Source organism: Mucilaginibacter dorajii (genome assembly GCF_024808255.1).
Lineage (GTDB): Bacteria > Bacteroidota > Bacteroidia > Sphingobacteriales > Sphingobacteriaceae > Mucilaginibacter > Mucilaginibacter dorajii.
Map to the genome: position 1 here is coordinate 210382 of NZ_JANTYS010000001.1, position 26160 is coordinate 236541.

Genomic DNA, 26160 nt, shown 5'->3' on the forward strand with positions numbered 1-26160 from the left:
AACTTTAAAATCTATCTATGAAAAATAGCATATCAGCGATTTTAAAAAAGCTATTCATTGTTATCGGCTTATTTACAGGTAGCCTGTCCTCCTTCGCCCAAAATAGCGCGCAACGGCCTAATGTGGTGCTGATCCTTTCGGATGATCATAGTTCGATTTTTATGGGCGCTTATGGAAATAAGGATGTGAAAACGCCGCATCTGGATCAGCTGGCCCAGGAGGGTATGCGGTTTACCAATGCATTTACCACTTCCCCGCAATGCACGCCGTCAAGAGCTTCGTTGATGACGGGCAGGGCACCGGTAGATATCCGGATGTCGAGATTTGCCAATACGTTGCCAAGGGATATCATCACTTATCCCGAAATATTAAGGAAAGCGGGTTATTATACCGGCATCTGCGGTCGTAATTATCATTTGGACGGTTCCGGTACCTCGCCCGAAACAGAGGCCGTTTTTAAAAAATACAATCTTCGTACGTTTAAGGATAGGGTAGATTATGTAAAGATAGGGGGCAATTTTACCGCCTTACCCGAAATGAAGGAGATCCTGGATCAGAAACCGCCAGATAAGCCTTTCTTTATCCAGGTAAGTTATAATGATCCGCATTATCCCTACAATGCTTACACTTTTGAACCTGATTCATCTAAGATCAAAATGCCCGCGGGTATGGTTGATCTGCCGGAGGTACGCAAGCATGTTGCCGGACATATGGGTGAGATCTCGAGAATGGATTCCTTAGCAGGCCAAGTAATAGCTGAGCTAAAAGCAAGGAAACTATATCAAAATACCATCATCATTTTTATGGGCGATAACGGCAGCGCAGTATTGAGAGGTAAAGGCACTCTGTATGATCTGGGTCTGCATGTGCCGCTTATTATTAAATGGGATGGGCATATTAAAGGTGGTTCGGTTTCCAATACTTTGATCTCAGGCGAAGACATCGCGCCAACCATTTTGGATATGACCGGTGCTGCTGTTCCCCCGACATTTACGGGGAAAAGTTTCAAAGGTGCTTTCAACAATCCGTCTTTTGAAAACTATGATCACATTTATGCCGAGCGAGGCGCACATGGCACACGGCTTCCAAACTCTACTTTTGATTTCGACTTAAGTCGTACTGTATTCTCCAAAAAATATAAACTTATCTATAACGCGTTATGGCAGCTTCCCTATACCCCGGTTGATTTTGATGAGGGCCCGGCATGGAAAAAGATCAAAGCACTTCACCAGGCTGGAAAGTTGGAGCAACCATATGAGCGGCTTTATTTTAACAATGGCAACGAGCGCCCCATGTTTGAGTTTTATGATCTTGAAAAAGATCCGCTCGAAATGAATAATCTCAACGATGACCCTGCCTATAAAGATGCGGAACATACCTACAAAACGTATCTGAACGAATGGATGATCCTCCAGCAGGACTATATTCCATTGCCATTGCCTCCCGCGCCTGTTAAATAAAATATCTACTGATCAATGAAAAAATCATCCTTATGAAAATTATAAAATACTTGTTGTTATTGCTGCTGCTTGGCCGCTTTAACGCGATAGCCCAAACAACCCAACGCCCCAATATTGTTTTTATCCTGGCCGATGATTTAGGCTACGGCGATGTAGGAGCTTACGGGCAAACAAAAATACTGACCCCTAATATTGACCTGCTTGCAAAAGAAGGTACAAAATTCACCGATTTTTACGCCGGTGCGCCGGTTTGCTCTCCGTCAAGGGGCGTTTTACTTACCGGTAAACATACCGGCCATGCTACTATTCGCGGTAATATGACCATCAAAGGTGGCTTGCCGGGCGGTAAGGAAGGCAAAACTATTTACCGTGCAGGTTTACTGCCGCAGGAGCAGACGATAGGAAATGTACTTAGTAATGCCGGGTACACCACCGGGCTTGTGGGCAAATGGCATGTGGACGGCTTTGATACACTTGCAACTCCATTAGCCCACGGGTTCGATTATTTTTATGGGTGGCTGGTTGCCTATCCCCAAACTTACACCAGCACCTACTGGCCTGACCAATGGTACCGCAATGGGAAAGTAGTTCCCGTACCTGAAAATCAAAATGGACAGCATAAATATTATACAAGTGAGATCATTACCGACGATGCCATTAAATTTATAGATGGGCATAAGAATAATAAGAAGCCTTTTTTTGTTATGGTTAACCATTCCAACCCGCATTCGCCACTTGATGTACCACATAATACAATATATGAAGGGAAGGATTGGACAACTGACGAGAAAACTTATGCGGCCATGGTATCTTATCTCGATAATTCGGTAGGTAAGATCAGGAAGTACCTAATAGATAATGGGCTTGACAAGAATACCATCGTGATATTTACATCAGATAATGGCCCCCGTTCTGAACCAACCAAATCACTAACTGCAGTAGCCGACTTTTTCCAGTCGAGTGGTCCGTTAAAAGGGTATAAGCGGGATGTTACCGAAGGAGGTATCCGGGAACCTTTCATTGTTTGGGGCAGTAAGCTGATCCAACAAGGTGCAACTTCGGCAACCCCAGGGTATTTTACAGATATTATGGCTACACTTGGAGGTATAGCCAAGGCTAAACCTGTGCTTAAAACAGATGGCATCGATCTTTTTCCATACATACAAAACCCACAGTCCCAGCCAAAAGACAGGTTTTTATATTGGGAGTTTTTTGAAGGAGGATATGTTCAGGCTGTACGTTACGGCAAATGGAAAGCCATTATAAAAGATGGTAAGCTATCGCTTTTTAATTTAAGTAAGGATATACATGAAGATGCTGATGTAGCCGCACAGCATCCGGAAATTGTAAAGCAGGTTAAGGGATACCTGCAGACTTGCAGAACTGAATCGCCCTATTGGCCGTTGAAGTAAACTAAAAGGTTTTTGTTGATGCCCAATGACGACTATCCGGACGGAAGTGTATTGAACGCGGTAATTTGTTATGAGTTTAAATAATATATTATAGAGACGTCAGGATTATCGACCAGGGTTAACCTTACATAAGATGTAGCTAGCCAACGCAAACTTGTAAAAAAGTGTTTCAGAAATATTTTATTGGATATTTAGATATGTCACCCCTTACCGGTCTTGATCTTTCTAAATAGAGTTGCTTCTGTAGATATTTGGTTGGAAAATCGCACAATTAGTATTGGGCAATAGCGCTCTAAATCACTCAAAACACGCATTTGGTCATAAGGTGGTTCGAATTCCGCACAGTCAGGGGGATCTAATAAATGAAAAGCGAAGGCCCACTTGATGATTTTTTCAATAGGACTGATTATGCTCCCCCCGCTTTAATACAGATTACCAGGGATAACGGTCGGATGGAAACGGCCGATATCTTCCCCGTTTACCGTCAGGAAAGCGAAGTGTATGTGGCGACGCAGGCCCTTCGCTTATACCAGGGCTATCTGGATAACGATAGCGAAGATTTTGAGGAAAGGCTGGAACGTTACCTGGAATATGTGGATCTGGAGGGCGAAGCCAATCCTGGTTTTTGGGGCGAACTGCATTTTCATGGCATAACCCTGTATGAATGAAATATACCAGGCAGCGCCTGAGCGAAGCGGAAGTATTGCAGGTGCTTGATTTATTACAGGATAAGCAGCCGGTGTTCCTCTTCGGTAATGATCCCGATACAGTGCAATCCTTTACCTATGACCGGTTCTATGAACGCAAATATATCCAGCTGATGGGCAATGATGGCAGTTTCCTGGTTTTCATTAATGGCGGTTTTTCCGCCGAGATCGAACTGGTGGAAACCGAATGGGAAATTACCGGCGGGGATATTTCTGACAACCGACTGGAATGGGAGATCCTGCGCCGATCAAGGCCTATACATCCTGATGGCCAGGTAAGGCCTCAAACGGCACCAGGCTTTCCTCCACGATCAACCCGCTCTTACAGAACCCCAATAAATGCGGCCCCTCCAACAAGGCGTACAATTCTGCCAGGTCTTCATCCGAACCGGTCTTGGAGATCACTAGGCTGTTTTCGCCCATACTGCTCAGGGTTGCTCCGTACTTTGCCATTAATGCCCAAAGCTGCACATTCAGCGCAGCAGCCCGTAAGCGATAAAAGCCGGTCTTTTTCAAACCCTCACCAGCCGGGTAAACTGTCACGGCGTACACTTCAACGATCTTTTTTAGCTTTTCACGGAATGGGATAAGTACCCTTTCCGGCAACTCCGCCTCCAGCGTCACCATTACCAGGTCGCTGATATCAGTACGGGAAACATTCAGGCTCTGCACGTCGTAGCTGGCGCGGTTAAAATAGATTAGGATCTGCCCGATCAGGCCTTTTTTGTCCTCGGCGTAGATGGAAAAGATAAACTGGTTTTCGGATGTTGCTGGCTTTTTCATGATTTTTGAATTAAAAAAAAGCCTCCCGGATTTCCGGGAGGCTCAATATCGTTTTTAAATTTCGGTTACGATCAGGACACTCCCGGTAAAATCGGAACGATAATAATGACAGCTATATTAATCACGTTCAGCAGGCTGGTAGCCGGCTGTGTTTTGGCAATGATATGTTGGTAAGCGTTTGTCATTAAGCGTGCAAGATAGGAATTATTCCATAAAATGATAGCGCAATGATTTTTATAATATTCGATATCAAAATCGTAAAATAGGTTTGATTAATTCATGCCACTGAGTCAATTTTATTTAGCGTGAAATTTTACTATTTTTGAATTTGAGGCATAGCAATGACAGTCTATACGAACCTTAATGATCAACAAATAGTCGCCCTGGTTAAACAGAGTGATGAAATAGCCTATCAAGACGTTTACCTGCGGTATAATAAACTGCTTTTTCTCTTTGCATACCGCAAATTAAGAGATAAAGAGGAAGCCAGGGAAGTGGTACAGGGTATATTTGTTTGGTTATGGAACAAAGAGGGATTCGAACTTTCGCCCTAAAACCCCACTCTACAGCCACTTTTACCCTTGAAAACCTAAAAGTGCCACGATTCTACCACGAATCCGTGTTTTTAAGTTAAAAATGTACCTGGCGGAGAGGGAGATTTCCGAGCCTAAGTTCTATTGTATTAATTATTAAATTTCTAATTTATATTTTCTTCGTAATTCTATGCATGACGCATAAAGTCAACAAAAAATGTCGTTCCCTTGCCTGGTTCACTTTTCGGCGAAATCGGTGCACTATTCATTATCGTTTTGCAAAATCGGCGCCAAAGCCTTCACCAAGGCCAATAAGTGTTCTGAATATTAATCGCCTCCGCTACCTTAAAGGAAGCTTAGTCGGAATTACAAACTCACAGATCGTTATGTTGATAAGCGAATAAACCTCATTTTAAAAATCGCAGATAAATAGCTTAGTGGTTCAAATAATTTAAAAATCATCCCCTAAATTTCCAATTCGTCTTAATTTTTCAATGAATTGGTTTAAAAAAACGCCACTCTGGGGAACCATTTTATTGAAGACTTGAAAAAATTGCCGGAGATTGACTGAGCTCCCAAAGGAGACTTATTGATATGATGCTCACTGCCGCGCTGCGATCTATACAGGCAGCCGTTAAAAAAACAAGGTTTGCAAAGTCAACTATTGATATGTCATCTCCCGCGACTGCCTATTCTTACTTTTTGTTATATTCCAAGTTGGCCGGAATGAGTATCGTGTTTTGGCTCTCCATGATACCTGGGGTCAAATATTGTTGCCAGTCTAATTTATACTCCTCGTGCTGATGAAGGTATTCTATCCGGAATGGGTAAAATCCTTTGGATAAGGGCACTATGGATGTCTTGTAATCACCATCGCAGGTAATGACTAACTTATTATCAATAAATAGCTTGCCTTTATCGCCACCTACTCCAAAAATGTAATATCCTTCTTCCTTCGTTTCGAGTAAGCCGTCGATCACCAGCGCGTAATGATTCTTCCGCGGTAGCTTATCAGGATCAAAATCATTGTCGGTTATACCCGTTTTTGCAGGTTTCAGCTTTGTAAGATCTGGCCATTTATCCCAGGTTCCTTCGTAATAAGCGTAGTTAAATCCACCATGCTGCCAATGCTTAGCGTTCGAGAGCGGCTTCGGCATTTTCTCATCAGTAAAAAGGCCCGTAGTAATTCTATCATACCTGCTTCGGTTAGTCAGGGCCTTATAGGTGACCATAGCCGGGCCGTTAATTGTGGTCGCCTGCTGAATTTTTGGAGAGTTGCGTGTTGGGACCGTTCCGTCAACCGTGTAGTGTATGCGGGTTGTATCCTCATAATAGGAAAGCTTAAAAGGCTTATCTTTTATTACAATGCCGTTCATTGGAGAAAAAAGCATGTTCTTGATATACCCCTCATAGATAAACTTCAGGCCGTCATAGGTGCCTTTAAATTTTACGGACCCGTGTGTTTCGCCTGAATAAACATCGAGCTTCCATTTCAGACTTGCAGGCGCGTTATTTTTTAAGATAGTTTCCAGCGTATCTATTTTCATACTGTTCAAATCACTTTCCCTGCCTGCGATAAAGAACGTTGTATTTTGAAATGGTAGCGTTGACAGTTTAGCTGCAGCCATTTTTAACACATAATTATTATCCCACCAGACACTCGGGTCGATCGCGATAAAAGATTTGAATAGAGTGGGCTCAGTGACCAGTGCGTAAAGTACAAACATACCACTCAAAGAATGCCCCCAAAGGGTGTTGTCCCCGTTGGAGGGATACTGCTTATTAATATATGGGATCAATTCATTCTTGAGGAACCCGAGGAACTTATCGGCTCCGCCTGAATTTTTCCAGGTGTCCAAATGCGTAGGTGCGAGGTCGGCGTTCCGGTCAGGTTCAACGATGCTGACAATAATGGTTGGCGGCATGAAGCCCTGATCCTCGACAAAATGCTGCACCTGTGCGATCGTTCCTGTGTTCCAGTCACTTCCATCCAATACATACATTACATCATATTTTTCAGCACTTCCGGGCTTATAGCCGGGTGGTAGGATCACTTTAAACTGGCGCTCCTGGTTGAGTATGGACGAATGGAGAGAATCCGGCAGACCGTGCTCGCGGATATTGACGTCTGTACCTTGTGCCGTAGCAGAGTTATTCAGACTGCCGGTCGTTATGAACGACATTAAAAAAAACAGGACCGGTGTTACCTTAGTCTTAGCAAGATAAAGTCTTGAAATTATTAGATATTTTTTGAACATTATGTGTTTTTATTAGCGATCTTTTACTTTTATAAATCTCAAATGGCACTTCTTATTTTACCTTACGATTTATTATTTGGCTTAAAACTATTCTGCTCTCAGGCTCTTTACAGGGTTACTTGTTGCCGCCCTTATCGTCAGGAAGCTCACCGTCCCCAGCGCTATCAGCAGCGCAGCTATCCCTGCCAGCACGAACACCCACCAGCTGAAAGCAACCCGGTACGCGTACCCTTGTATCCATCGATGGAGCGCCAGCCAGGCCAGCGGCCAGGCGATCAAATTCCCGATCAGTACCAACCCGATAAAATGTTTGGACAGCAGGAAGACGACATCCTTTACAGAGGCACCCATGACCTTACGGATGCCGATCTCCTTGGCCCGCTTCTCCATGGAAAAAGAAGCCAACCCGTAAAGCCCTAAACAGGAGATGAAGATCGCCAGACCGGTCATGATCGCCACCATTTGGGAGACCTGGGTATCGGTCCTGTATATTTCCTTAAAATGATCGTCCAGGAACTGGTATTCAAAAGGATACTCCGGCAGAACTTTTTTCCAGGTAGATTCGATAAACGCGAGGGCCTGGCGGGCCTGCTGACCGTTTATTTTCACCGACATTGTACTGAATCCCCCGCCTACCGGTTGATTTAGATCGCCCAGGAACATGGGTTCGATCTTATGGTGGAGGGAATTGAAATTAAAGTCTCTGGAAATACCTACAATACTCGACAAAGTATCACCCCCGAAATGTTTTCCGATCAGCGATGACAACGGCATTCCTGGCTGATCTTTGAGCAGTTCCCTGCCCAGGGTCTCGTTGATGATGAATTCTTTCGCGAGCGCGGACTTTTCGTTGGAGAAATTCCTGCCCGCCACCAGGTGTATCTTATAAAGGCTCAGATAATCGTGATCAACGAACAGCCCAGGGGTGAACACCACCCGCATAGGTCCGTTGCCAGGCCAGAATCCGAAACCCAGCTGTCCCACATCACTCCCCAGCTGGTCCTGCGCCCCGGTCACACCTATCACGAGCAAACCGGCTGACAATTCTTCCTTCAGCAAAGCATATTTACCGGAGGTGATGCCATGTAGCCGTATAGTGACAACCTGGTCGCGGTCAAAGCCCGGATCCCGTTTTTCCATATAATTTAACTGACGAAACACGAGAATGGTAGCTACTGTCAGAAAGATGGCGCTGGCAAACTGTCCTACCACAAGGGCACTCCTAAAAGTGCTTTTTTTTCTGCCTAACTCACCGACACCTTTTAACACCTTTACCGGCTGAAAGGAAGATAGGTAAATGGCCGGATATAAACCCGATAACACGCCAAGCAGGATCGTTCCCAAGAACAAAGCCAGCAGCAGTCCGGGGTGCACGAAGAAAATTGCGCTCAGATCGCGCCCGCTTAGTCTATTGATATAGGGCAGCGCCAGGCTCACCAATCCGAGGGCAATAATCAGCGCGATCAGGGATAACAGGACCGCCTCGCCCAAGAATTGGAGGGCCAGTTGTGAACGCATGGCGCCAATGGTTTTACGGATGCCCACCTCTTTGGCCCGTTCTGCCGACTGGGCGGTGGACAGGTTCATGAAATTAATGCAGGCGATGAGCAAAACGAGCAGCCCGATGGCCATGAAAATATTGATATAGCGCTTATCAAATTTCTGGAAATTGATATCGTCATAGATGATATCGACGGCGCCTGCATGAACGTCCCTTAACGGTAGCAGGAACATCCCGTAATGTATATCCTTGCCCGACAGGTGATGTTTTTTCAGGTAGGAGGGGAATTTTTTTTCCAGCGCAGCCACATCGGTATGAGGTGCAAGCTCCACGTAAGTGTTTACCCAATGATCACTCCATTTATCCATCCACTTCGGTTTGTAGATGGTATTAAAAGATTGCAGGGCGTCGAATTGGAATTGGGAGTTGGCAGGCACATCTTTCAATATGCCCGTTACTGTATAAACAAGGGTGTCCTCCCCAAAATGCTGAACCGTCTTGCCAATGGGATCCACAGCGCCGAATAATTTCCGGGCCGCCGATTCCGTTAGCACAATGCTATTTGGTTTTTGCAGGGCAGTTTTCCGGTCTCCTTCCAACAGCGGAAAATCGAACATCCGAAGAAAGGAGGTATCCACAAAGAAGGCCTGCGGAAAGAACACTCTTTTCTCTCCATAAGTCATCTCGTATTGGCTTTTACCATCCACGCGGCTGTAGTTCAGGATTTCGGGGAATTCATCTTTCAGCGTCGGCCCCATCGGGAACATGGTTATGGCTGTCTTTTGGGAAGTTGCTGTGCTGGTAAATGTCTCCACGTCATTAAGCCGGTAAATATTACGGTGGTGTATGCTATCGAAACTCTTTTCGTAAAATACGAATAGCAGGATCACGATGCATGCAGCCATGCCGGTGCCAAGCCCGATGATATTGATCGCAGCATACACCTTGTTCCGGGTCAGGTGGCGCCAGGTGAGTTTTAAATAATTTTTGATCATGAAATTGCGGTTTAATTTCTCAGAAGACCATATTTGGATCGCTTCGTGAGACGAATTTACCGTCGCGAAATGGGGATCGCGCCTCAAGTTATAAAATGGGCGCTCTTTTTTCAGCACTTGTTTATACTCCGCCGGGCTCTTCCCGGTCATTTGCCGGAAAGCGCGGTTAAAAGTGGATTTGGAATTGAATCCCGATTCAAATGCCATGCCCAGCAGGGTAATGTGATCATAAGCGGGGTCCTGCATTTTGTGGGCTACCTCTGCAACGCGAAATTCATTGATAAAATCATTAAAGCTTTTTTTGAGCACCGTATTGACGATCCGGGACAGCTCATGGGTTGTCAGGTCAAGCTTTTCAGCCAGCGCGCTTAAATTGAGTTCCGGGTTCCGATAATACAGACCTGCTTTCACGGCCTTTTTCAGCCAGGTACCCTTTTGCTTCAACTCCACCGGGAGCAGTGGTTTTTGAAACCAAGGCGCTCCGACCGGTACGCCAACTTCCGGTCTTAAGTATGCCACAATTGCTACCCGGGTGAAGCTTACCGCTAAAAGGAAATACAAAGGATAATAAACGTGTATGCTTAATTGACCATGGTAATAAAAATAATCCACGGCAGTATAGGGTATCCACAATAACCACAACAGGCCGAACCTCCTCAGTAAGCGATGCAGCCACCGCAGTTCGTACCGGTACCGATCCCCGCCGTTAAATTTCAGGCCCCGGTAAAAGCGTTCTATCAGCCAATGAGATGCGTACAGGTAGGTGCTGACCGAAATAAACGCCAGCAATTGCAATACCGGGTTTAGTTGCTGAAAGGTCGGCGTATCATAAGTAGCGGCGCCTGTCCTTATGCTCTCCTTAATCTCCAATACCAGGGCCCCTTGTTCCAGTAACAAGGGGCTAAAATGCAGCATATCCTTCCAACGGAATTGGTATTTTGGCCGTGTTATTTTAAGCACATAAAAAAAGATCAGCGGGCCAAGTGCAAGTGAAAATTGCAGTGGCAGCCAGTTCCAATGAGAAAAATAGGCTTCAAGGCCGATGTCCCTGCCCAGTACCCAAAGCAGCCACAGCACAATCGTAATCAGGGCCAAACTCAAAAAGCGGTTTGCAGCCCGGTTGATCCTTTTGGCGAATCCCAACTGCAGCGCAAAAGAAAGCCCGATAAATATCACTCCCAGGAAGGCCAGGTCATAAGGGGTGATATGGAAGATATATGCATTCAGGTTTTTTTTACTTCAATCCCCGTTCCAAATCGTTAACTTACTAATATAAAGCAAATTGTATTTTGCTTGTACGTATTAATGTAACGATAGCGGACATGGGATCGTACGGTTTTGAATTTCTTTAAAAATATGTGACCCGGTTTGTTGTATTGTTGCGAATAAATATACCAAACAAAAAGCCGCTCTACTTTCGTAAAGCGACTTTGTAGCTCAAAGGAATCGAACCCTTTTACGCAACTTGTAAATCGTTTAAAATTTTCAACTGCTCTAACATTTGGTTCGAATTATGTCCAGTTAGGGGAAGCTGAAATAGTTCGGTAGTACCCAAGATTACTGTAAAATCCTCCCTGATTTTTTAAAGAGGCATTGCTATTTACAACTTCATTCACCTTAAATGAATTAACCGCAAGACGAACTATTGATTGTTGAATTGTATTTGCAACTTAAAAATCTCAATATCCAATTGCTTTACTCACCACCAATTTATTTTTCTTCCATGGGCGCTGACAAGGGCACAGATGGTGGTTATTTTAAAATTGGCCAACAGGGATCAATCAAACGTGATTTATCCAATCATGCGGCTTTAGCCATTTGAAAAGTCTTTTAAGTGCAAAAAAAAGTCGTTAAATGTAAAAGTTATCCATTTCAATACCAATATCTTCGAAACGTTAAAATACTAATCAGCAGTAACGATTTACATATAAACCGAACTTTACTGTAAAAAGCCATCAGATGGGAACAATTGATGTGGAAGTATCAACAACCATAGCCTTGGGGTAAGAAGGGGTAACAGTAGAGTTTAAATAAATAAGATTTTTCAATTATAATAATAAAGCTGATCTCGCCCGGCGGGCTTCTATAAACCGATATAATTTCAAAAATGAAACGCAGAACATTAATTAAAGGGCTCGCTGCCACTTTGCCATCGTTATGGTTATCGCGGGCATTAGGCAATAGCTTTTTTGAAGATCAGCTTTTGAATGAGCCAATTGCAAACGGCCCGTTCAAACCTACATGGGAATCGTTGCAAAATTATAAAACACCCGAATGGTTTCGTGACGCCAAGTTTGGCATATGGGCACACTGGGGTCCTCAATGCCAGCCTGAAGCCGGCGACTGGTATGCGAGAAACATGTACCAGGAAGGGTCACCGCAATATAAATTCCATCTTGAAAAATATGGACACCCTTCAAAATTTGGATTTAAAGATGTGATCAATAAATGGAGGGCCGAGAACTGGGATCCTGAAGCACTGGTGAGCTTATATAAAAGCGCAGGTGCACAATATTTTATGGCACTTGCCAATCATCACGACAATTTTGATTTATACGATAGTAAATATCAAAAGTATTGGAACTCGACTAAAATTGGTCCAAAGAAAGATTTGATTGGCGGCTGGGCAAAGGCAGCGCGAAATAACGGGCTCCCATTTGGAGTAAGTGTCCACGCCTCACATGCGTGGCGCTGGTACGAAGTGGCACAACGCTCGGATAAAGCCGGCCCCTACCAGGGCATTCCTTATGATGGAAAGCTCACAAAGGCAAGCGGAAAAGGAAAATGGTGGGATGGACTGGATCCGCAAGAGCTGTATGCACAAAATCACCCGTTGAGCAAGAACAGCTTAGATGATAATTTCGACGTAGAGCAATGGAATTGGAGCAATGGCGTATGTCCGCCGTCCAATGCATACATCGACAAATTTTATAACCGCACTATAGAGCTCATCAACAAATACAACCCGGATGTTGTTTATTTTGACGATGACCGGCTTCCGCTTTGGCCGGCCAGTGATGCAGGTTTACGCATTGCCGCTCATCTTTACAATAAGAGCATTAAAGAACACGGAGACCTGCGGGTAGTACTCAATGGAAAAAAGCTAAATGAAAAACAACGCAAAGCAATGGTATGGGATATTGAAAGAGGGCAAGCCAACCAAATTCAACCACTCCCCTGGCAAACTGACACCTGCATTGGCGGCTGGCATTATGACCGGGCATTGTATGAACGTGATGGATACAAATCAGCGAAAACAATCATTCAAACATTAGTTGATATTGTAAGTAAAAATGGGAACCTTATGCTAAACATTCCGGTACGGGGCGATGGTACCATTGATGAAAAGGAAAGAAAAATAGTTGAAGATATTGGTCGGTGGATGAAAGCAAACAGTGAAAGCATTTTTGCTACAAGACCATGGAAAATATTTGGTGAAGGGCCGGCGCAGGAAGCGGCCACTCACCTGAGCGAACAAGGGTTCAATGAGGGCAAGGGGAAAGAGTTTACCTATGAAGATATCCGCTTCGCAACAAAAGACGGTATACTTTATGCTACCGCGATGGGCTGGCCGGAAGACGGAAAACTAATTATTAAAAGCCTGGCAAAAAACAGTAAATATTTGACAAAAGAAATTCAAAAGATAGAATGGCTGCCAACAAAACAATCTTTAAACTTTGAAAGAAATGAAAGTGGCCTGCGTATTTCTTTACCCGAAAAAACATCTGATGACTTAACTTATGCGAATGCGGTAAAGATTTTTTCATAAAGTATTTTAAACTAATTGCATAGAATAAAAATCTTTAAATTCACTGAACGAGTTGCCTCTGCTAACTGCAGATAAGGATAAAAAAATTTTATGATGATGAGCAGGAGATTAGTAGTTCAGGCCTTTGTAAGATTTAGTGTCATCTTTCTTCTTATTCTTTTTGGAGAAACTGTAGTGCGTGCACAGCAAAACCCGCTAAAGTTCTCTTATCTTACTGTTGATGACGGGCTATCACATACAGATGTGAAAGAGATTAAGCAGGATAAACAGGGATTTATCTGGATTGCTACTTTATTTGGATTAGACCGCTATGACGGTCATACAATAAGGAAATTTTATAATACCAACGTACCTAAAAAAAGCTCCTTCAGAAACAGGATCAGGAGCATGTGCCTGGATGAAAATGATAAAATTTGGTTAGGTTCAGAAGATGGTATCCAGTTTTTCGACCCCCGATCTGAGAAGTATACCGATGTTGATAACGCCCGGCACGACACCGGAAATAAGACCTATACCCGGCTGCTTGCTTTAAAAGGCAACTTGTTAGGTACACTTGCCGAAAATCAATTTCGATTATTTAGGGTTAGTGGTAAAGCCTTAATAGATATTTCATTAAGCTATCCGGCTGGCGTCAAATTTACAGATATGGCGCCCGATAATGCAGGCAACATCTGGTTATCAAGTAACGAGGGTGTCTGGATATTGGATCGTTCTTTTTGTTTCAGGCATGTTGATATTATTGACGGTTTAGGGCATTATTTTAATAATTTAAGTAAAGTATTCCTTAACCGGAAAAACCAGGTATTGGTGGTGGAAGGAACCACCGTTATTTTAGCTAAGGAAAATAGTCTGGAGCTATCGTCGCCTAAAAATGCTTCGGCTATAAAATTAAATTCCGTTCAGCATCTGGTGACCCCGGGTGGCTCACTCATCAAAGACATCATACAGGACAAAAAGCTGAATTACTGGGTTAGTACCGATGCCGGGTTAATTTTATTGGATCAAGCGTTTAATTTAAAGCAGACCATTACCACGCAAAGCTTTGTCAATAGCTTGAACACTAATTACCTGGATAAAATCTTTATTGACCGCTCGGAATGTTTGTGGGTAAGTACTTTTGGCGGCGGAGTTGATTTTTGTGATCTGAATGCTAAACAGTTCTACGCCTTTCAACATAACCCGGAGGTTCCTAATACCCTATCCGGAAACCACATCAGGTCGATCATTGAAGAGGCGGGTGAGAAGGTTTGGATAGGTACCAATGCCAGCGGTTTGAATGAGTATGGTCTTCATACGGGGAAATTTACCCGTTATAACACAAATAGCACTAACATTAGGTTAAAAAGCAATGAAATTGATGCTTTGGAATTGGACAATGATCGTAATTTATGGATAGGTACAGATAAAGGCCTGGAGATCATCAACCAAAAGCTAAATAGCATCTGGTATCCTGCAGGTCATGAAAAATTTCCTGTTCATTCCATTACAAGCATCACAAAAGATTGTTACGGTAATATGTGGTTTGGCAGCTATTATAATGGTTTTGGCTGTATCACACTTGATGAAAAAAAGCTTTACCATGTTAAATATTGGGGATTGGGTTCGGGCTACCAGATTTGGGCCGATAAAAATAAACCTGAGTTACTTATTTCGAGTATACATGGGCTTACCCGGCTGGTTATTGACAGTTCCAGCCGTATTGTCAAAACTTTTCATTACCAGGTCAATAATCGCCCCAATTCTTTAAGTTCTAATTATATTTTCCCCATACAGAAACAAAGTGACAGCACCTACTGGGTGGGTACTATAGGCGGCGGTTTGGATTATCTGACGCTAAAAAGTGATAATACCTATAGCGTAAAAACCTACGGTAGCCAATATGGTGTATTTAATGATGTAGAAACCATGGAACTGGATGATAAAGGCAGGATCTGGATGGGGGGGAATGGCCTGGAGTGTTTAGACGTACGCAATAATAAATTGACCCGGTTTGATAAAAATGATGGTTTGCAGGGCAACAGTTTTAAAGTAGGCGCATCCTATAAAGGCAAAGACGGCAGATTATATTTTGGTGGCATCAATGGTCTCAATTATTTTTTTCCGGATAGCATCAAGATAAACAAAATAGCGGCACATCCTGTATTTACTGACTTGATCATTAATAGTAAAAGGGTAATTGCGGGAGAGACCAGATTTTCAGAAAACCCCTTAGAGGAAACGATCAACTACAGTAGTAAAATCCGCTTAAATTACCTTCAGAATAATTTTGTGATCTCCTTCTCTGCTATGCATTATGCCAATCCGCAAAAGTGCCGGTACAGGTATAAATTGGTTGGCTTTGACAAAAATTGGAGGTTTACGGACGGCAGCAACCCTATAGCCGCATATAATAACCTTGATTATGAAGATTATTCTTTAATGGTGGAGGCAACTAATAATGATGGAATTTGGAGTAAGGATAAAGCAACTATTTTAATAACAATTACGCCTCCCTGGTGGAAATCAAGCATAGCCAAGATAATATACTTCGTACTATTTCTTTCAGTATTGGTTGGCATATATATTTACCAGGCGCGGTGGTACAGGTTAAAAAGAGAGTTTGCCGTACGTGATGTGGAAGAGAAGAAACGTGAAGAGATGCACCTGCAAAAGGAAGAACTTTACCAACAGCAGCTGCAGTTTTTTACCAATATATCGCACGAGTTTAGGACCCCGCTAACACTCATAATTGGCCCGTTAGAAAGTTTAATCAAGGAAAATGCCTATTCGGCATATCAGCATACCTACCAGGTCATGTACCGGAATGCTAAAAGGTTGATCAACCTGATCAATGAGCTGATGAATTTTCGCAAGGTGGCCGACAGTGTTATTAAGCTCCAGGTAAAACAGATCAGTCTAAGCGGGTTTATCAATGCGCTGTTTGATGACTTTGAGAATTTGGCCGGGAATAAACAGATAGTTTATACCTTAAAGCTTCCGGAGCAGCGTACAACAATCTGGCTTGATCAGCAGATCGTTGAAAAGATATTATTTAACCTGCTGAATAACTCATTTAAATATACGGCTGCCGGGGGACAAATTACCCTGGATGTGTTTTTTGCTTTTGATGATTTCAGGCCGGCTTATGGTGCCGAATATCGTTTATTAAGCAAGCACCGGGCTGCATCATATATATACTTCAGGGTTATTGATACAGGTATTGGTATTTCAAAAGAATCCATTAGTGAGATATTTGATCGTTATTACCGCATCAGTAATAATCACCTGGGGTCAGGTGTAGGGCTTGCACTTGTAAAAAGCCTAACCTTGCTGCATAAAGGTGATATATACGTTTACAGTGAGCGTCATAAAGGAACCGAGATCATTATTGCGCTTCCACTTGAAGAGACAAATTATTCATTGACTGAAAGAAACGACCATAACCCTGAGCAACCGGCAACTATGCTGGAAAAAATTGAACATGCGGATGTTCTAATGGCGGCCAAACCTGAACCTTTGCCACAGGAAACCAAGGCGACAACTGCTGCTAAGCAACATATTTTGCTGGTTGAGGATAATGATGAGCTCAGGTCTTTTTTAAAGGATGTGTTACAGCCGCATTATTTAGTGTACGAAGCCGTTGACGGAAAACAGGGCCTTGACCTGGCTGTTGAAACAGTTCCGGATTTAATAATCAGCGATGTGATGATGCCGGTTATGAATGGCGTTGAACTGTGTAAACAAGTAAAAGAGAAATTTGAAACAAGTCATATCCCCTTTTTGATCTTATCAGCAAAGGATGCTTTGGAAGCCAAGCTTGAAGGGCTTGAATCAGGTGCCGATTATTATTTTTCCAAACCGCTAAGCACCGACTTGCTATTATTAACTATACATAACCTGTTTGAGCAAAAACAAAAGCTGAAAATAAAGTACACTAAAGATTATTATGCAGAGGCTACCGAATTAGTGCATTCGGCTAAAGACAAAGAATTTTTAGATAAATTAATTAAGCTTATTGAAACCAATATTCAAACGCCCGAATTGGATGTGGATTACATTTGCAGGCACATGTTCACCAGCCGTTCCAAGCTTTATCAGAAAATAAAAAGTATCTCGGGCCAGTCCATCAACGAATTTGTGAGGACTATCCGATTAAAAAAAGCGGCCCATATCATGACCCATGAAGATGTAACCCAAATTGAGCTCGTCGAACGGATCGGGATCCTGAGTGTTTCTTACTTTCAAAAAGCATTCAGAAAGGAATTTGGGAAAACCCCATCTCAATTTATAAAAGAAGTTAAAGGTAGTTAATTAACCAACAATAACTAAAAAGCCCCATAACGCCCGTTATGGGGCTTTTTTTTAACTATTTGAGCGCATAATATGGACGTTAGAGCGCACTCACCGGCTTGTTTTTTCTATTCATTTGTATCAACCAACTGTTACATCCCGCTTCCTTTAATTGACTGATTTAGCTGGCAGGCATAGTAACATTCGATAACCCAATTATTTACAAATTATTTATTATGAGTAAAAATTTACATTCCATTAATGGGGCTTTACCCATTACATTACCGTTGATTGCCGGTTCCGGGCAAACGTTTCGGCGGAGAAAGCTGACAGCTTTGTGCATCCTGTTATTTGTATTCCATTCATTCATCGCCGGCGCACAAACAGCGGGCGTATCCGGTATTGTAAAAGATGAAAAAGGAATTGCGTTGCCTGGGGTTAGTGTGGGGATAAAAGGCACTACTGTAGGGCAAATCACGGATAACAATGGCCATTATTCGTTGAATGTACCGAAAGAAAGCAGGACACTGGTATTTTCCTATATCGGTTTTTTAAAGCAGGAAGTACAGATCAATGGCCGCTCTACCATTAATGTTGTACTGGTTCCTGATAGCAAAAATCTGTCGGAGGTGGTTGTTATAGGTTACGGTACACAAAAAAAATCAGATGTAACAGGTTCCTTGTCCAGCCTGTCGTCAAAAGATTTTAAAGACCAGCCTGTTACCCGTGTTGACCAGGCCTTGCAAGGCAGGGTTGCCGGTGTGCAGGTGGTTAGCAATTCCGGCGCACCCGGCGGTGATGTTAAGATCAGGGTGAGGGGTTCCAATTCTATACTGGGAGATAACAATCCGCTTTATGTTATTGATGGTTTTATAGGCGGCGATTTCAATAACCTTAACCCTGATGATATTGCCAATATCGAAGTTTTGAAAGATGCATCGAGCACAGCAATTTACGGTAGCAGGGGAGCAAACGGTGTTGTTTTAATTACAACAAAGAAAGGAAATGCAGAAAAGCAGGAAATAACCCTTACACCCATTTTTTATACATCGAGGGTTATCAAGAAAATGGACCTGCTAAGTGCAGCCGACTTTGCTGCCACGGTAAATACACGAAATACAGCTCTTGGGTTGGCACCTTATTTTACCCAGGCGCAGATAGACAATTTCAAGGCCAATGGTGGAACTAACTGGCAGGATCAGGTTTTCAGGACTGCGCCCGGGCAGGAATATAAATTAGGTTACTCCGGTGGCAATGCCAAAACACAATTCTATATTTCCGGTGATTATCTCAATCAAAATGGTATCGTTATCAACTCCAACTATAAACGTTACGCCCTCAGGTCAAATATTAATTCAAAGTTCTCTGATAAACTGAGCACCCGGCTTAATATTTCGGCTATAAGGAGAGAAAACCTGAATACAAATAATCAGGGTACTGGGGGCTCTGTAAATCAGGCTTTGGCATGGGCACCCACTACGCCGGTAAGGACAGCTGCGGGCACATATACCCTTGTAGATCCGCTGGGCTCTATTCGTTATAACCCGGTAGCTTTGGCCAATGACGTAGAAAACATCGTTGACAATTCCAACATAACCTTAAATGGAGGCGCAAATTACCATTTCTTCAAAGACCTGTCGTTGGATGTAAGCTTTGGTGTTGATTATCAAAACATACAGGGTAAAAATTATTCCGGCCCCTCTGTAACCAATAATATTCCAAATGCCAGCCGCACATCTACAGAGCTGTTCAATCTGCAAAATACCAATACGTTAAACTACTCGCATATATTCAACAATGTGCATAGCTTAAATGTTACTGCTGTATTTGAACAGCAAAAGTATACTTCAACAGGTTTTAGCGCCAACGCTAATAGCCTTACATTTGCTAACCTGGGGTTTGATAACCTTGCCTTGTCGACGACGCAGTCGGCTGGTTCAACTTATTCGGGGTCGGCTTTGATTTCCTATTTAGGCCGGGTAAACTATGCTTATAAGGACAAATATTTGCTGACAGTTTCAGTGAGGAGGGATGGGTCTTCAAAATTCCAACCCACTAACCAGGAAAGTACCTTTCCGTCCGTTGCTTTAGGCTGGAAGCTTTCCGAAGAGCCCTTTATTAAAAAACTAAACGTTTTCGACACATTTAAGATCAGGGGCAGCTGGGGTTTAACAGGGAGCCAGGCTATTAACCCATACGCTACGCTGTCCACTTATCTCAGCGATGCCTTTTCGGCCGCCAATAGCTTTAACAATACGTCGGTTTCTTCAGGGATCGTGCTTGGTAATGCCGCCAACCCTTTCCTGAAATGGGAAACAACACAGGCAGAAGACCTGGGCTTAGACCTGTCCTTATTTAATAATCGGTTAAGTTTTACTGCTGATGCCTATATGAAAAACACCAGGGACCTGCTTTTATCCCTTCCGTTGCCGGCTTATGCAGGCGGAGGTAACATTATTAGTAATGTCGGGAAAATGAAAAACAGCGGGCTTGAATTTAACATTGGGGGTACGCCTGTTCAATCGGGTAAGTTTACCTGGTCAAGCTCCTTTAATATAACATTTCAAAAAAACCTTGTTAAAAGCTTAGGGTCGTTAGCCAGCGTGTTTTCAGACAAAAGCGTAGCAAACGCGGGTGCGGGCCTGTCTACCCAACCCGAATTTATAATTAAACCAGGCTATGCGCTCGGATCATATTGGGGGCTCAAATATTTGGGCACCTGGAAACCCAGCGAAGCGGCTGAAGCAGCAAAATATGGCAATAAGCCAGGTGATTCACATTACCAGGACCTGAACGGCGACAACGCGATAAATGGCAGTGATTTTCAGATCATCGGCAACGGTACGCCTAAGCAATCGCTGGGCTGGAATAACACCTTTACCTATGGCGATTTCTCGGTAAATATTTTCGTACAATCCTTATTGGGCTTTAGTAAGCTGGATTATACTTACGCCAGTTCTATAACCGCTAATGCTGATGCCAAGCAAGCTACCAACGTAGGGGTTTTGAACAGGTATATACCCGGTGTTAATGAAACTTCAAACATCCCTGCATTCAGTTCTACCAATAAGGACTATTTTGAATCAAGCCGTTTTTTGGAGAACGGAAATTTTGTTAGGCTTAAGAACTTGAACGTTTCTTATCACTTGCCAAAGGGCACCATTAAAGGTGTTGACCTTAAGTTATTTGTAGGTGCCACCAATCTGTTTACCATAACCAAGTATAAAGGATTTGATCCGGAATCAACCAATGCCGGTTCGGGATCGGATGTTACCCAAAGTATTGATTTTGGCTCATATCCCAACTCTAAGACATTTAATGCAGGCGCGGTATTCAAGTTTTAAAACATATTGAAAAGTTAATTATGAAAAAGATTTTAATTATATCAATGATCCTTTCTGTGCTTGGTTGTAAAAAAGCGCTGAAAGAAGATCCCAAAGGGCAGGTTGTAGGAGCACAGGCCTTAAGTACGGTAGCCGGTTTAAATGCAGCATTGGTGGGGGCTTATAAGCCATTATCAACTACCTGGGTAAGCGGCTTTACCACGGCAGCGGTGTCTGCTGTGTTAATGGGTTCGGATGATCTGACCACTCATCCGGCCAGTAATAAAGCCGATCTGAGGGAGTTTGATCAATATCATGTTTCCAGTTTAAATGGCAGGATGCTTAATATCTGGAACGGGTGTTACAAATCTATACAGGGCTCCAATAACATCATCAACAATTATAAGTCAACAACAGGCGATGTTGCCTCTATAAATCAGATCCTGGGCGAAGCTTATTACCTGCGTGCGCTTGATTATTACTGGCTTATCAGGTTATGGGGAAAAATCCCGCTGATCACTTCAGAAGTTTACAGCCCAGAAGTTTTAAAGGTTGCCACATCCGCTCCGGCCGAAGTATATAAGCTGATTGAAAGTGATCTTTTGAATGCTGAAAAACTGATGCAAAATAAAAAACTGGATGCAGGCAGGGCTTCCAAAGGTGCCGCATCGGCACTGCTTGCTGATGTTTACCTTACAGAAGGCGGCTGGCCCATTAATGATAATTCAAAATATGCACTGGCCGCTGCAAAAGCAAAGGAAGTAATAGATAATAAAGCTGCTTATGGTTTCGATCTGGTGTCTGACCTGAACACCTTATGGCAGAATACCAGGTTAGGAACAACAACCGCCGAAGAGGTTTTTGCTATTCATAATTGCGGTACCTGTAATTGGTTTAATTCAAACGCGCTTTATGGTTCTTCTGCAATGCCGGGAGAAGAAAACGGCTGGGATGACTATTTTACTGAGATCAAATTTTTCAATGATTTTCCGGCCGGCCCAAGAAAGGATGCCACTTTTCATACGGTTATTAAAAAGTCTGATGGTACTACCATACCATGGCAGAACGATGCAGTAAAACATCCTTATTTTGAGAAATTCAGGGCTCCTGTTGAGGGAAGTACCGATGGCTCAAGCGGTACCGTTCAAATGATGCGGTATGCTCATGTTTTATTGATATATGCTGAGGCCCAAGCCCGGACCGGGGCTGTTAATGACCAGGCATATGCAAGTGTTAACGCCATACGGTCGCGCGCGGGCTTAGCTCCCCTGGTAGGTTTATCAAGTACCGATTTTGTAAAAGCGGTAATTAGTGAAAGAGCATGGGAATTTGCGGGTGAATATACCAGGTGGTTTGATATAACCCGCTTGCAGCTATTAGCACAGGTTATTGCGAGCAGAGACCCGTCAGAAAATGCGGTGATCGGAACGCCGCAATATTATTTACCTATCCCTGCCGGCGACCTTCAGTTAAATCCTAACTTAGGAAATTAACAAAAATGTCAACCAGGGAACAGGGTTTACGCCTTGCCTGAAAAGAAAAATAATAAAAGTTAAATAAAATGACTGGAGCCAACGTACCGGTGGTTCCAGTCATTTTATATCCTGATAACATCAACCTTAATGAAAAAGAAACACATCTCACTTATTGCATTATTAATAGTTATTAAAAGTTTAGCCTTTGCAAATACAAACAGCCTCATTGCTGATACGCTTGTACACGGTAAGGTATTATCTGATACAGATGGGAAACCTGTTAACGCCCACGGGCCGGGTGTAATGTATCACCAGGGTGTTTATTACCTTTTTGGTGAAATAAAAAATGGAAAGACCTGGCTTGTTCCAGGTCAAAACTGGGAAGATTACCGCGTTCCGGCGGGAGGGATATCCTGTTATTCATCTGTTGATCTTAAACATTGGAAATATAGGGGTGTGGCTTTAAAGCCCACAGTCAATGACCCGGGCAGCGATCTGGATACCGGCAGGGTGATAGAAAGGCCTAAAGTGATCTATAACGAACGTACAAAGAAGTTTGTGATGTGGATGCACATAGATAAAAATGATTATAACTACTCGCGGGGCGGCGTTGCCATAAGTGATAGCCCTGTTGGGCCATACCGGTACCTGGGCAGTGTTAAGCCGAATGATCAAATGTTAAGGGACATGACCTTGTATAAAGATGATGACGGGAAAGCCTACCTCGTTTATTCATCCGAAGATAACAACACAATGCATGTTTGCCTGTTGAGCGATGATTATTTAAAACCAACAAAAACATATTCAAGAATATTTGAGAACCAAAAAAGAGAGAGCCCTGCTATTTTTAAGAATGAAGGGAAATACTATTTAATTACTTCTGGTTGTACGGGCTGGTCGCCGAATGCAGCATCATACGCAGTTGCTGATAAAGTAACGGGTCCCTGGACGCAGCAGGGTAATCCATGCAAGGGATTAAATGCAGAGGTAACTTTCTTTTCGCAGGGCGCGTTTGTTCTGCCTGTTATTGATAAGCCGGGAAGGTTTATTTTTATGGGAGATGTCTGGAATAAAACTGATCTGGAGAGATCTACCTATCTGTGGTTGCCTCTCCATGTAAATAATGGGAAAATAGAAATTTATAACCCTTAGCTTATTGTATGGCTTTTCAGAACTAAGCTTCCCGAAAACAAAAGAATGTTAATATGAACCCGATCAATAAAATTGTCAGGCCATGTATGGTGATATTATTTATCGCAATGGTTAGCAGCCTGCATGCGCAAACAAGAGCAGTGTCGAAACCTTTGTTTGATGATCCTCTTGAGCATGGAGCTGCGGACCCCGTAGTGATCTATAATAAACAGCAAAAAATGTGGTGGATGTTTTACACCAATCGTCGCGCCATGTTAAATGACTCAACCGGGGTTCAATGGGTGCATGGCACTAAAATTGGGATAGCCGAATCAAAAGATGGCAGGGTGTGGAAATACAGGGATACGGCAAATATGAATTACCGCGTTAACGCTGGTTATACATTCTGGGCCCCGGATATTATTGAAAATAAAGGTTTGTATCATATGTATTTAACCTATGTGCCGGGCATATTTACTGATTGGGACCATCCCCGGGAAATTGTTCATTTAACCAGTGCCGACCTGATCAATTGGAGGTTTGAAACCATTTTACCATTAGGTACCCATCACGTAATTGACGCTTCTATTGTTAAAGTTTCAGATGGTTTATGGCGGTTGTGGTATAATGACGAAAAGAAAGGCAAAGCAATATCATATGCCGAAAGTACCGATCTGTATAACTGGACAGATAAAGGCATCGCCATTCCGGCACATGGTGAGGGCCCCAAAATTTTCAGGTGGCAAAATAAGTATTTCATGATCGTGGATGTGTGGAAAGGGATGGAGGTTTACAGCTCTGATGATTTATTGAAGTGGACCAAACAGGAGGGCCGTATTTTAGAGCAACCGGGTAAGGGTATGGACGAGCAGGCCATTGGCGGCCATTGCGATGTAGTGGTAAATAATAACAGGGCATATATTTTCTATTTTACCCATCCTGGCCGAGCAAAAGATAAACCGGCTGCTAAAGGCTCGTTCGGGGATAAGCGGAGTGTAATCCAGCTAGCCGAGTTACATTATAGTAATGGCGTAGTATCCTGTAATCGTGATGAGCAGGTTGTTATCCATTTAGTTAATAAATAATTGCATAATTTTTAATGTCCTTGAATTTTTTGGCTGATAGTGTTGTTTTTCATAGATTTTCTTTAATAAAATTATAATTGTTTATTCATTTATTAAATAAAGAGAGTATTTTTTGCTTTGGCTGTGCCGGTAAGGGTAATGCAGCCTGCTCGTGAGATAATCTTTTTAAACCGCGAAAGATCTACCTTAGTTTGATTAGCTAAATGTCCTACATTTACAAGCTTCACTATAATGTCTCCTATTTTGCTATCCTTGATTGGGATAAAATAGATATGATCAATACTCTTGCTTAAAAAAAATACGATTTTTACAAAATGTTGATCTCAATGTTTAAATATTTAAATTGGTTCGAAAAAATGCCATTGTCGGGACAAAATTTATGCCTGAATTTTAGTGTAGTTACATATTGGAGAGAGTAGGTGGAAAGATGCAGCATAAGCATTCAGACCTTATTTTACTGTAACAATAATATCGGAGTACTGAAAGTGATAGCTGCAAAGCAGTAATTTTAGTAAAATGAAATCAGACTGGAAAAACCATTTTGATTGACCCTCTTCGCCAATTTCGTCCGCATTCTTAACTACTTGGTTACTTTGATAGTAAGTGGTCAAAGTTAAATAGGCCGAGAGGGGGCAATAGGATGTGGTTTATCCATCTTTCAGCCAGAGCAGATAGTCTTTAGCTACATAGCAAACATACTCCTGGGCCTGCATCAACTGCAGCATATCGATATAAAATTTAATATTCGGCGCGAATATTTCCTTCATGTCCCGTATGCGGAACAGCTCTTTATTCGGAGCCAGCGGAAAGATGACATCGTCCGGAAAAGGGTCGGCCTTTTCCGGGTGGCGCAAAATGACCGGGTTGTCACCACAGATGGGCGGAAAGGCCCCCGGAAAGTTTTAACCGTAGCCGGCCAAGTGCAATCCTTCAGGTTCCAGTAAGTGGTTGCGGTATAACATTCCGCAGCCTCTGAAAATAGGATGGATCAGCTTTAACCCACTCTGCAAATTGCTCCGGCTTGACTTGCTTAAGCGTCTTTCTGTCAATGACAGCGACGTATAGTTCGTTCAGTCGCTGTAGATCGGTAACCTCATTGATCACCGGCCGTTGCGAAGGGACCCTCCAGAACAATTCTCCTGCAAGGTAATTCAGCCATACCACATCCTGGTTATCAAGCCCGAAACCCTGGTCGACTGCCCGGATCTTTTTAAGAATCTGCGTATACCTGCTTTCGTTTTCGCTGTAGATCCTTTCCAGGTAATCATCCGGCATCCCATCTGTCTGCACCGTGTTATCATTCGGCAAAAAGAAGTGACTGGCTGGCGAAAAGTATTTGGCGTTTCCTTTGAACCTGCGGTCTTTGACCGACCAGATCAAGAAACGCCCCTCATTATTGGTAAAACCCTTTAGATAAAATTGTGGCAGGTAATAGTGTTTGCTTATGGTAGAAAATGCA

Annotated in this window: 15 protein-coding genes; 10 read left to right on the forward strand and 5 right to left on the reverse strand. The window is 43.0% G+C overall.

Annotated features, from left to right (window positions below):
- The first annotated feature begins 17 nt into the window (after positions 1 to 17).
- The 3 genes from FHS10_RS00720 (at position 18) to FHS10_RS00730 (ending at position 3540) form a co-directional block, all read left to right on the forward strand.
- Positions 18 to 1460, forward strand: coding sequence for a sulfatase family protein (locus tag FHS10_RS00720; protein WP_259086711.1), 1443 nt, complete (start codon positions 18 to 20; stop codon positions 1458 to 1460).
- Between the two features lie 32 nt (positions 1461 to 1492).
- Positions 1493 to 2872: an arylsulfatase gene (locus tag FHS10_RS00725; RefSeq protein ID WP_259086712.1), complete on the forward strand. Its 1380-nt coding sequence runs from the start codon at positions 1493 to 1495 to the stop codon at positions 2870 to 2872.
- A 362-nt stretch (positions 2873 to 3234) separates the two neighbouring features.
- A complete protein-coding gene (locus tag FHS10_RS00730) occupies positions 3235 to 3540 on the forward strand; it encodes a hypothetical protein (protein ID WP_259086713.1) in 306 nt (101 codons plus the stop codon).
- Between the two features lie 294 nt (positions 3541 to 3834).
- Here the strand turns inward: FHS10_RS00730 and FHS10_RS00735 are convergent, their stop codons facing one another.
- A complete protein-coding gene (locus FHS10_RS00735; protein ID WP_259086714.1) occupies positions 3835 to 4362 on the reverse strand; it encodes a hypothetical protein in 528 nt (175 codons plus the stop codon).
- 341 nt (positions 4363 to 4703) lie between these two features.
- On the opposite strand from FHS10_RS00735, the gene FHS10_RS00740 reads away from it, so the two are divergent.
- Positions 4704 to 4916, forward strand: coding sequence for an RNA polymerase sigma factor (locus FHS10_RS00740; protein WP_259086715.1), 213 nt, complete (start codon positions 4704 to 4706; stop codon positions 4914 to 4916).
- 674 nt (positions 4917 to 5590) lie between these two features.
- On the opposite strand, the gene FHS10_RS00745 is transcribed toward FHS10_RS00740, so the two are convergent.
- Together FHS10_RS00745 and FHS10_RS00750 are read right to left on the reverse strand one after the other, a co-directional pair.
- Entirely contained in the window at positions 5591 to 7153 is a 1563-nt protein-coding gene (locus FHS10_RS00745; protein WP_259086716.1) for an alpha/beta hydrolase-fold protein, read from the reverse strand.
- Positions 7154 to 7240: 87 nt separating this feature from the next.
- Entirely contained in the window at positions 7241 to 10792 is a 3552-nt protein-coding gene (locus FHS10_RS00750) for an FtsX-like permease family protein (protein WP_259086717.1), read from the reverse strand.
- 964 nt (positions 10793 to 11756) lie between these two features.
- Between FHS10_RS00750 and FHS10_RS00755 the strand changes: the two genes are divergently transcribed.
- From FHS10_RS00755 to FHS10_RS00780, 6 genes are all read left to right on the forward strand, one after another.
- Positions 11757 to 13418, forward strand: a complete 1662-nt coding sequence (locus FHS10_RS00755; RefSeq protein ID WP_259086718.1) for an alpha-L-fucosidase — start codon at positions 11757 to 11759, stop codon at positions 13416 to 13418.
- Between the two features lie 96 nt (positions 13419 to 13514).
- Positions 13515 to 17708: a response regulator gene (locus FHS10_RS00760; protein ID WP_259086719.1), complete on the forward strand. Its 4194-nt coding sequence runs from the start codon at positions 13515 to 13517 to the stop codon at positions 17706 to 17708.
- A gap of 215 nt (positions 17709 to 17923) precedes the next feature.
- The gene (locus FHS10_RS00765) at positions 17924 to 21031 is read left to right on the forward strand and encodes a SusC/RagA family TonB-linked outer membrane protein (RefSeq protein ID WP_259086720.1); all 3108 of its coding nucleotides are present in this window, start codon (positions 17924 to 17926) and stop codon (positions 21029 to 21031) included.
- A gap of 20 nt (positions 21032 to 21051) precedes the next feature.
- Complete coding sequence (locus FHS10_RS00770; protein WP_259086721.1) at positions 21052 to 22503, forward strand: RagB/SusD family nutrient uptake outer membrane protein; 1452 nt, start codon at positions 21052 to 21054, stop codon at positions 22501 to 22503.
- Positions 22504 to 22632: 129 nt separating this feature from the next.
- Positions 22633 to 23637, forward strand: a complete 1005-nt coding sequence (locus FHS10_RS00775; protein WP_259086722.1) for a glycoside hydrolase family 43 protein — start codon at positions 22633 to 22635, stop codon at positions 23635 to 23637.
- Between the two features lie 86 nt (positions 23638 to 23723).
- A complete protein-coding gene (locus FHS10_RS00780) occupies positions 23724 to 24701 on the forward strand; it encodes a glycoside hydrolase family protein (protein WP_259086723.1) in 978 nt (325 codons plus the stop codon).
- A 647-nt stretch (positions 24702 to 25348) separates the two neighbouring features.
- Here the strand turns inward: FHS10_RS00780 and FHS10_RS00785 are convergent.
- Positions 25349 to 25555: a hypothetical protein gene (locus FHS10_RS00785; protein WP_259086724.1), complete on the reverse strand. Its 207-nt coding sequence runs from the start codon at positions 25553 to 25555 to the stop codon at positions 25349 to 25351.
- A 76-nt stretch (positions 25556 to 25631) separates the two neighbouring features.
- Positions 25632 to 26147: a DUF4238 domain-containing protein gene (locus FHS10_RS00790; protein ID WP_310504176.1), complete on the reverse strand. Its 516-nt coding sequence runs from the start codon at positions 26145 to 26147 to the stop codon at positions 25632 to 25634.
- Positions 26148 to 26160: the final 13 nt, after the last annotated feature.

Coding starts and splice junctions, on each gene's coding strand:
- FHS10_RS00740 (WP_259086715.1), top strand. CDS start 4,704: ATGACAGTCTATACGAACCTTAATGATCAACAAATAGTCGCCCTGGTT.
- FHS10_RS00745 (WP_259086716.1), bottom strand. CDS start 7,153: ATGTTCAAAAAATATCTAATAATTTCAAGACTTTATCTTGCTAAGACT.
- FHS10_RS00755 (WP_259086718.1), top strand. CDS start 11,757: ATGAAACGCAGAACATTAATTAAAGGGCTCGCTGCCACTTTGCCATCG.
- FHS10_RS00775 (WP_259086722.1), top strand. CDS start 22,633: ATGAAAAAGAAACACATCTCACTTATTGCATTATTAATAGTTATTAAA.
- FHS10_RS00725 (WP_259086712.1), top strand. CDS start 1,493: ATGAAAATTATAAAATACTTGTTGTTATTGCTGCTGCTTGGCCGCTTT.
- FHS10_RS00730 (WP_259086713.1), top strand. CDS start 3,235: ATGAAAAGCGAAGGCCCACTTGATGATTTTTTCAATAGGACTGATTAT.
- FHS10_RS00765 (WP_259086720.1), top strand. CDS start 17,924: ATGAGTAAAAATTTACATTCCATTAATGGGGCTTTACCCATTACATTA.
- FHS10_RS00720 (WP_259086711.1), top strand. CDS start 18: ATGAAAAATAGCATATCAGCGATTTTAAAAAAGCTATTCATTGTTATC.
- FHS10_RS00735 (WP_259086714.1), bottom strand. CDS start 4,362: ATGAAAAAGCCAGCAACATCCGAAAACCAGTTTATCTTTTCCATCTAC.
- FHS10_RS00760 (WP_259086719.1), top strand. CDS start 13,515: ATGAGCAGGAGATTAGTAGTTCAGGCCTTTGTAAGATTTAGTGTCATC.
- FHS10_RS00780 (WP_259086723.1), top strand. CDS start 23,724: ATGGTGATATTATTTATCGCAATGGTTAGCAGCCTGCATGCGCAAACA.
- FHS10_RS00770 (WP_259086721.1), top strand. CDS start 21,052: ATGAAAAAGATTTTAATTATATCAATGATCCTTTCTGTGCTTGGTTGT.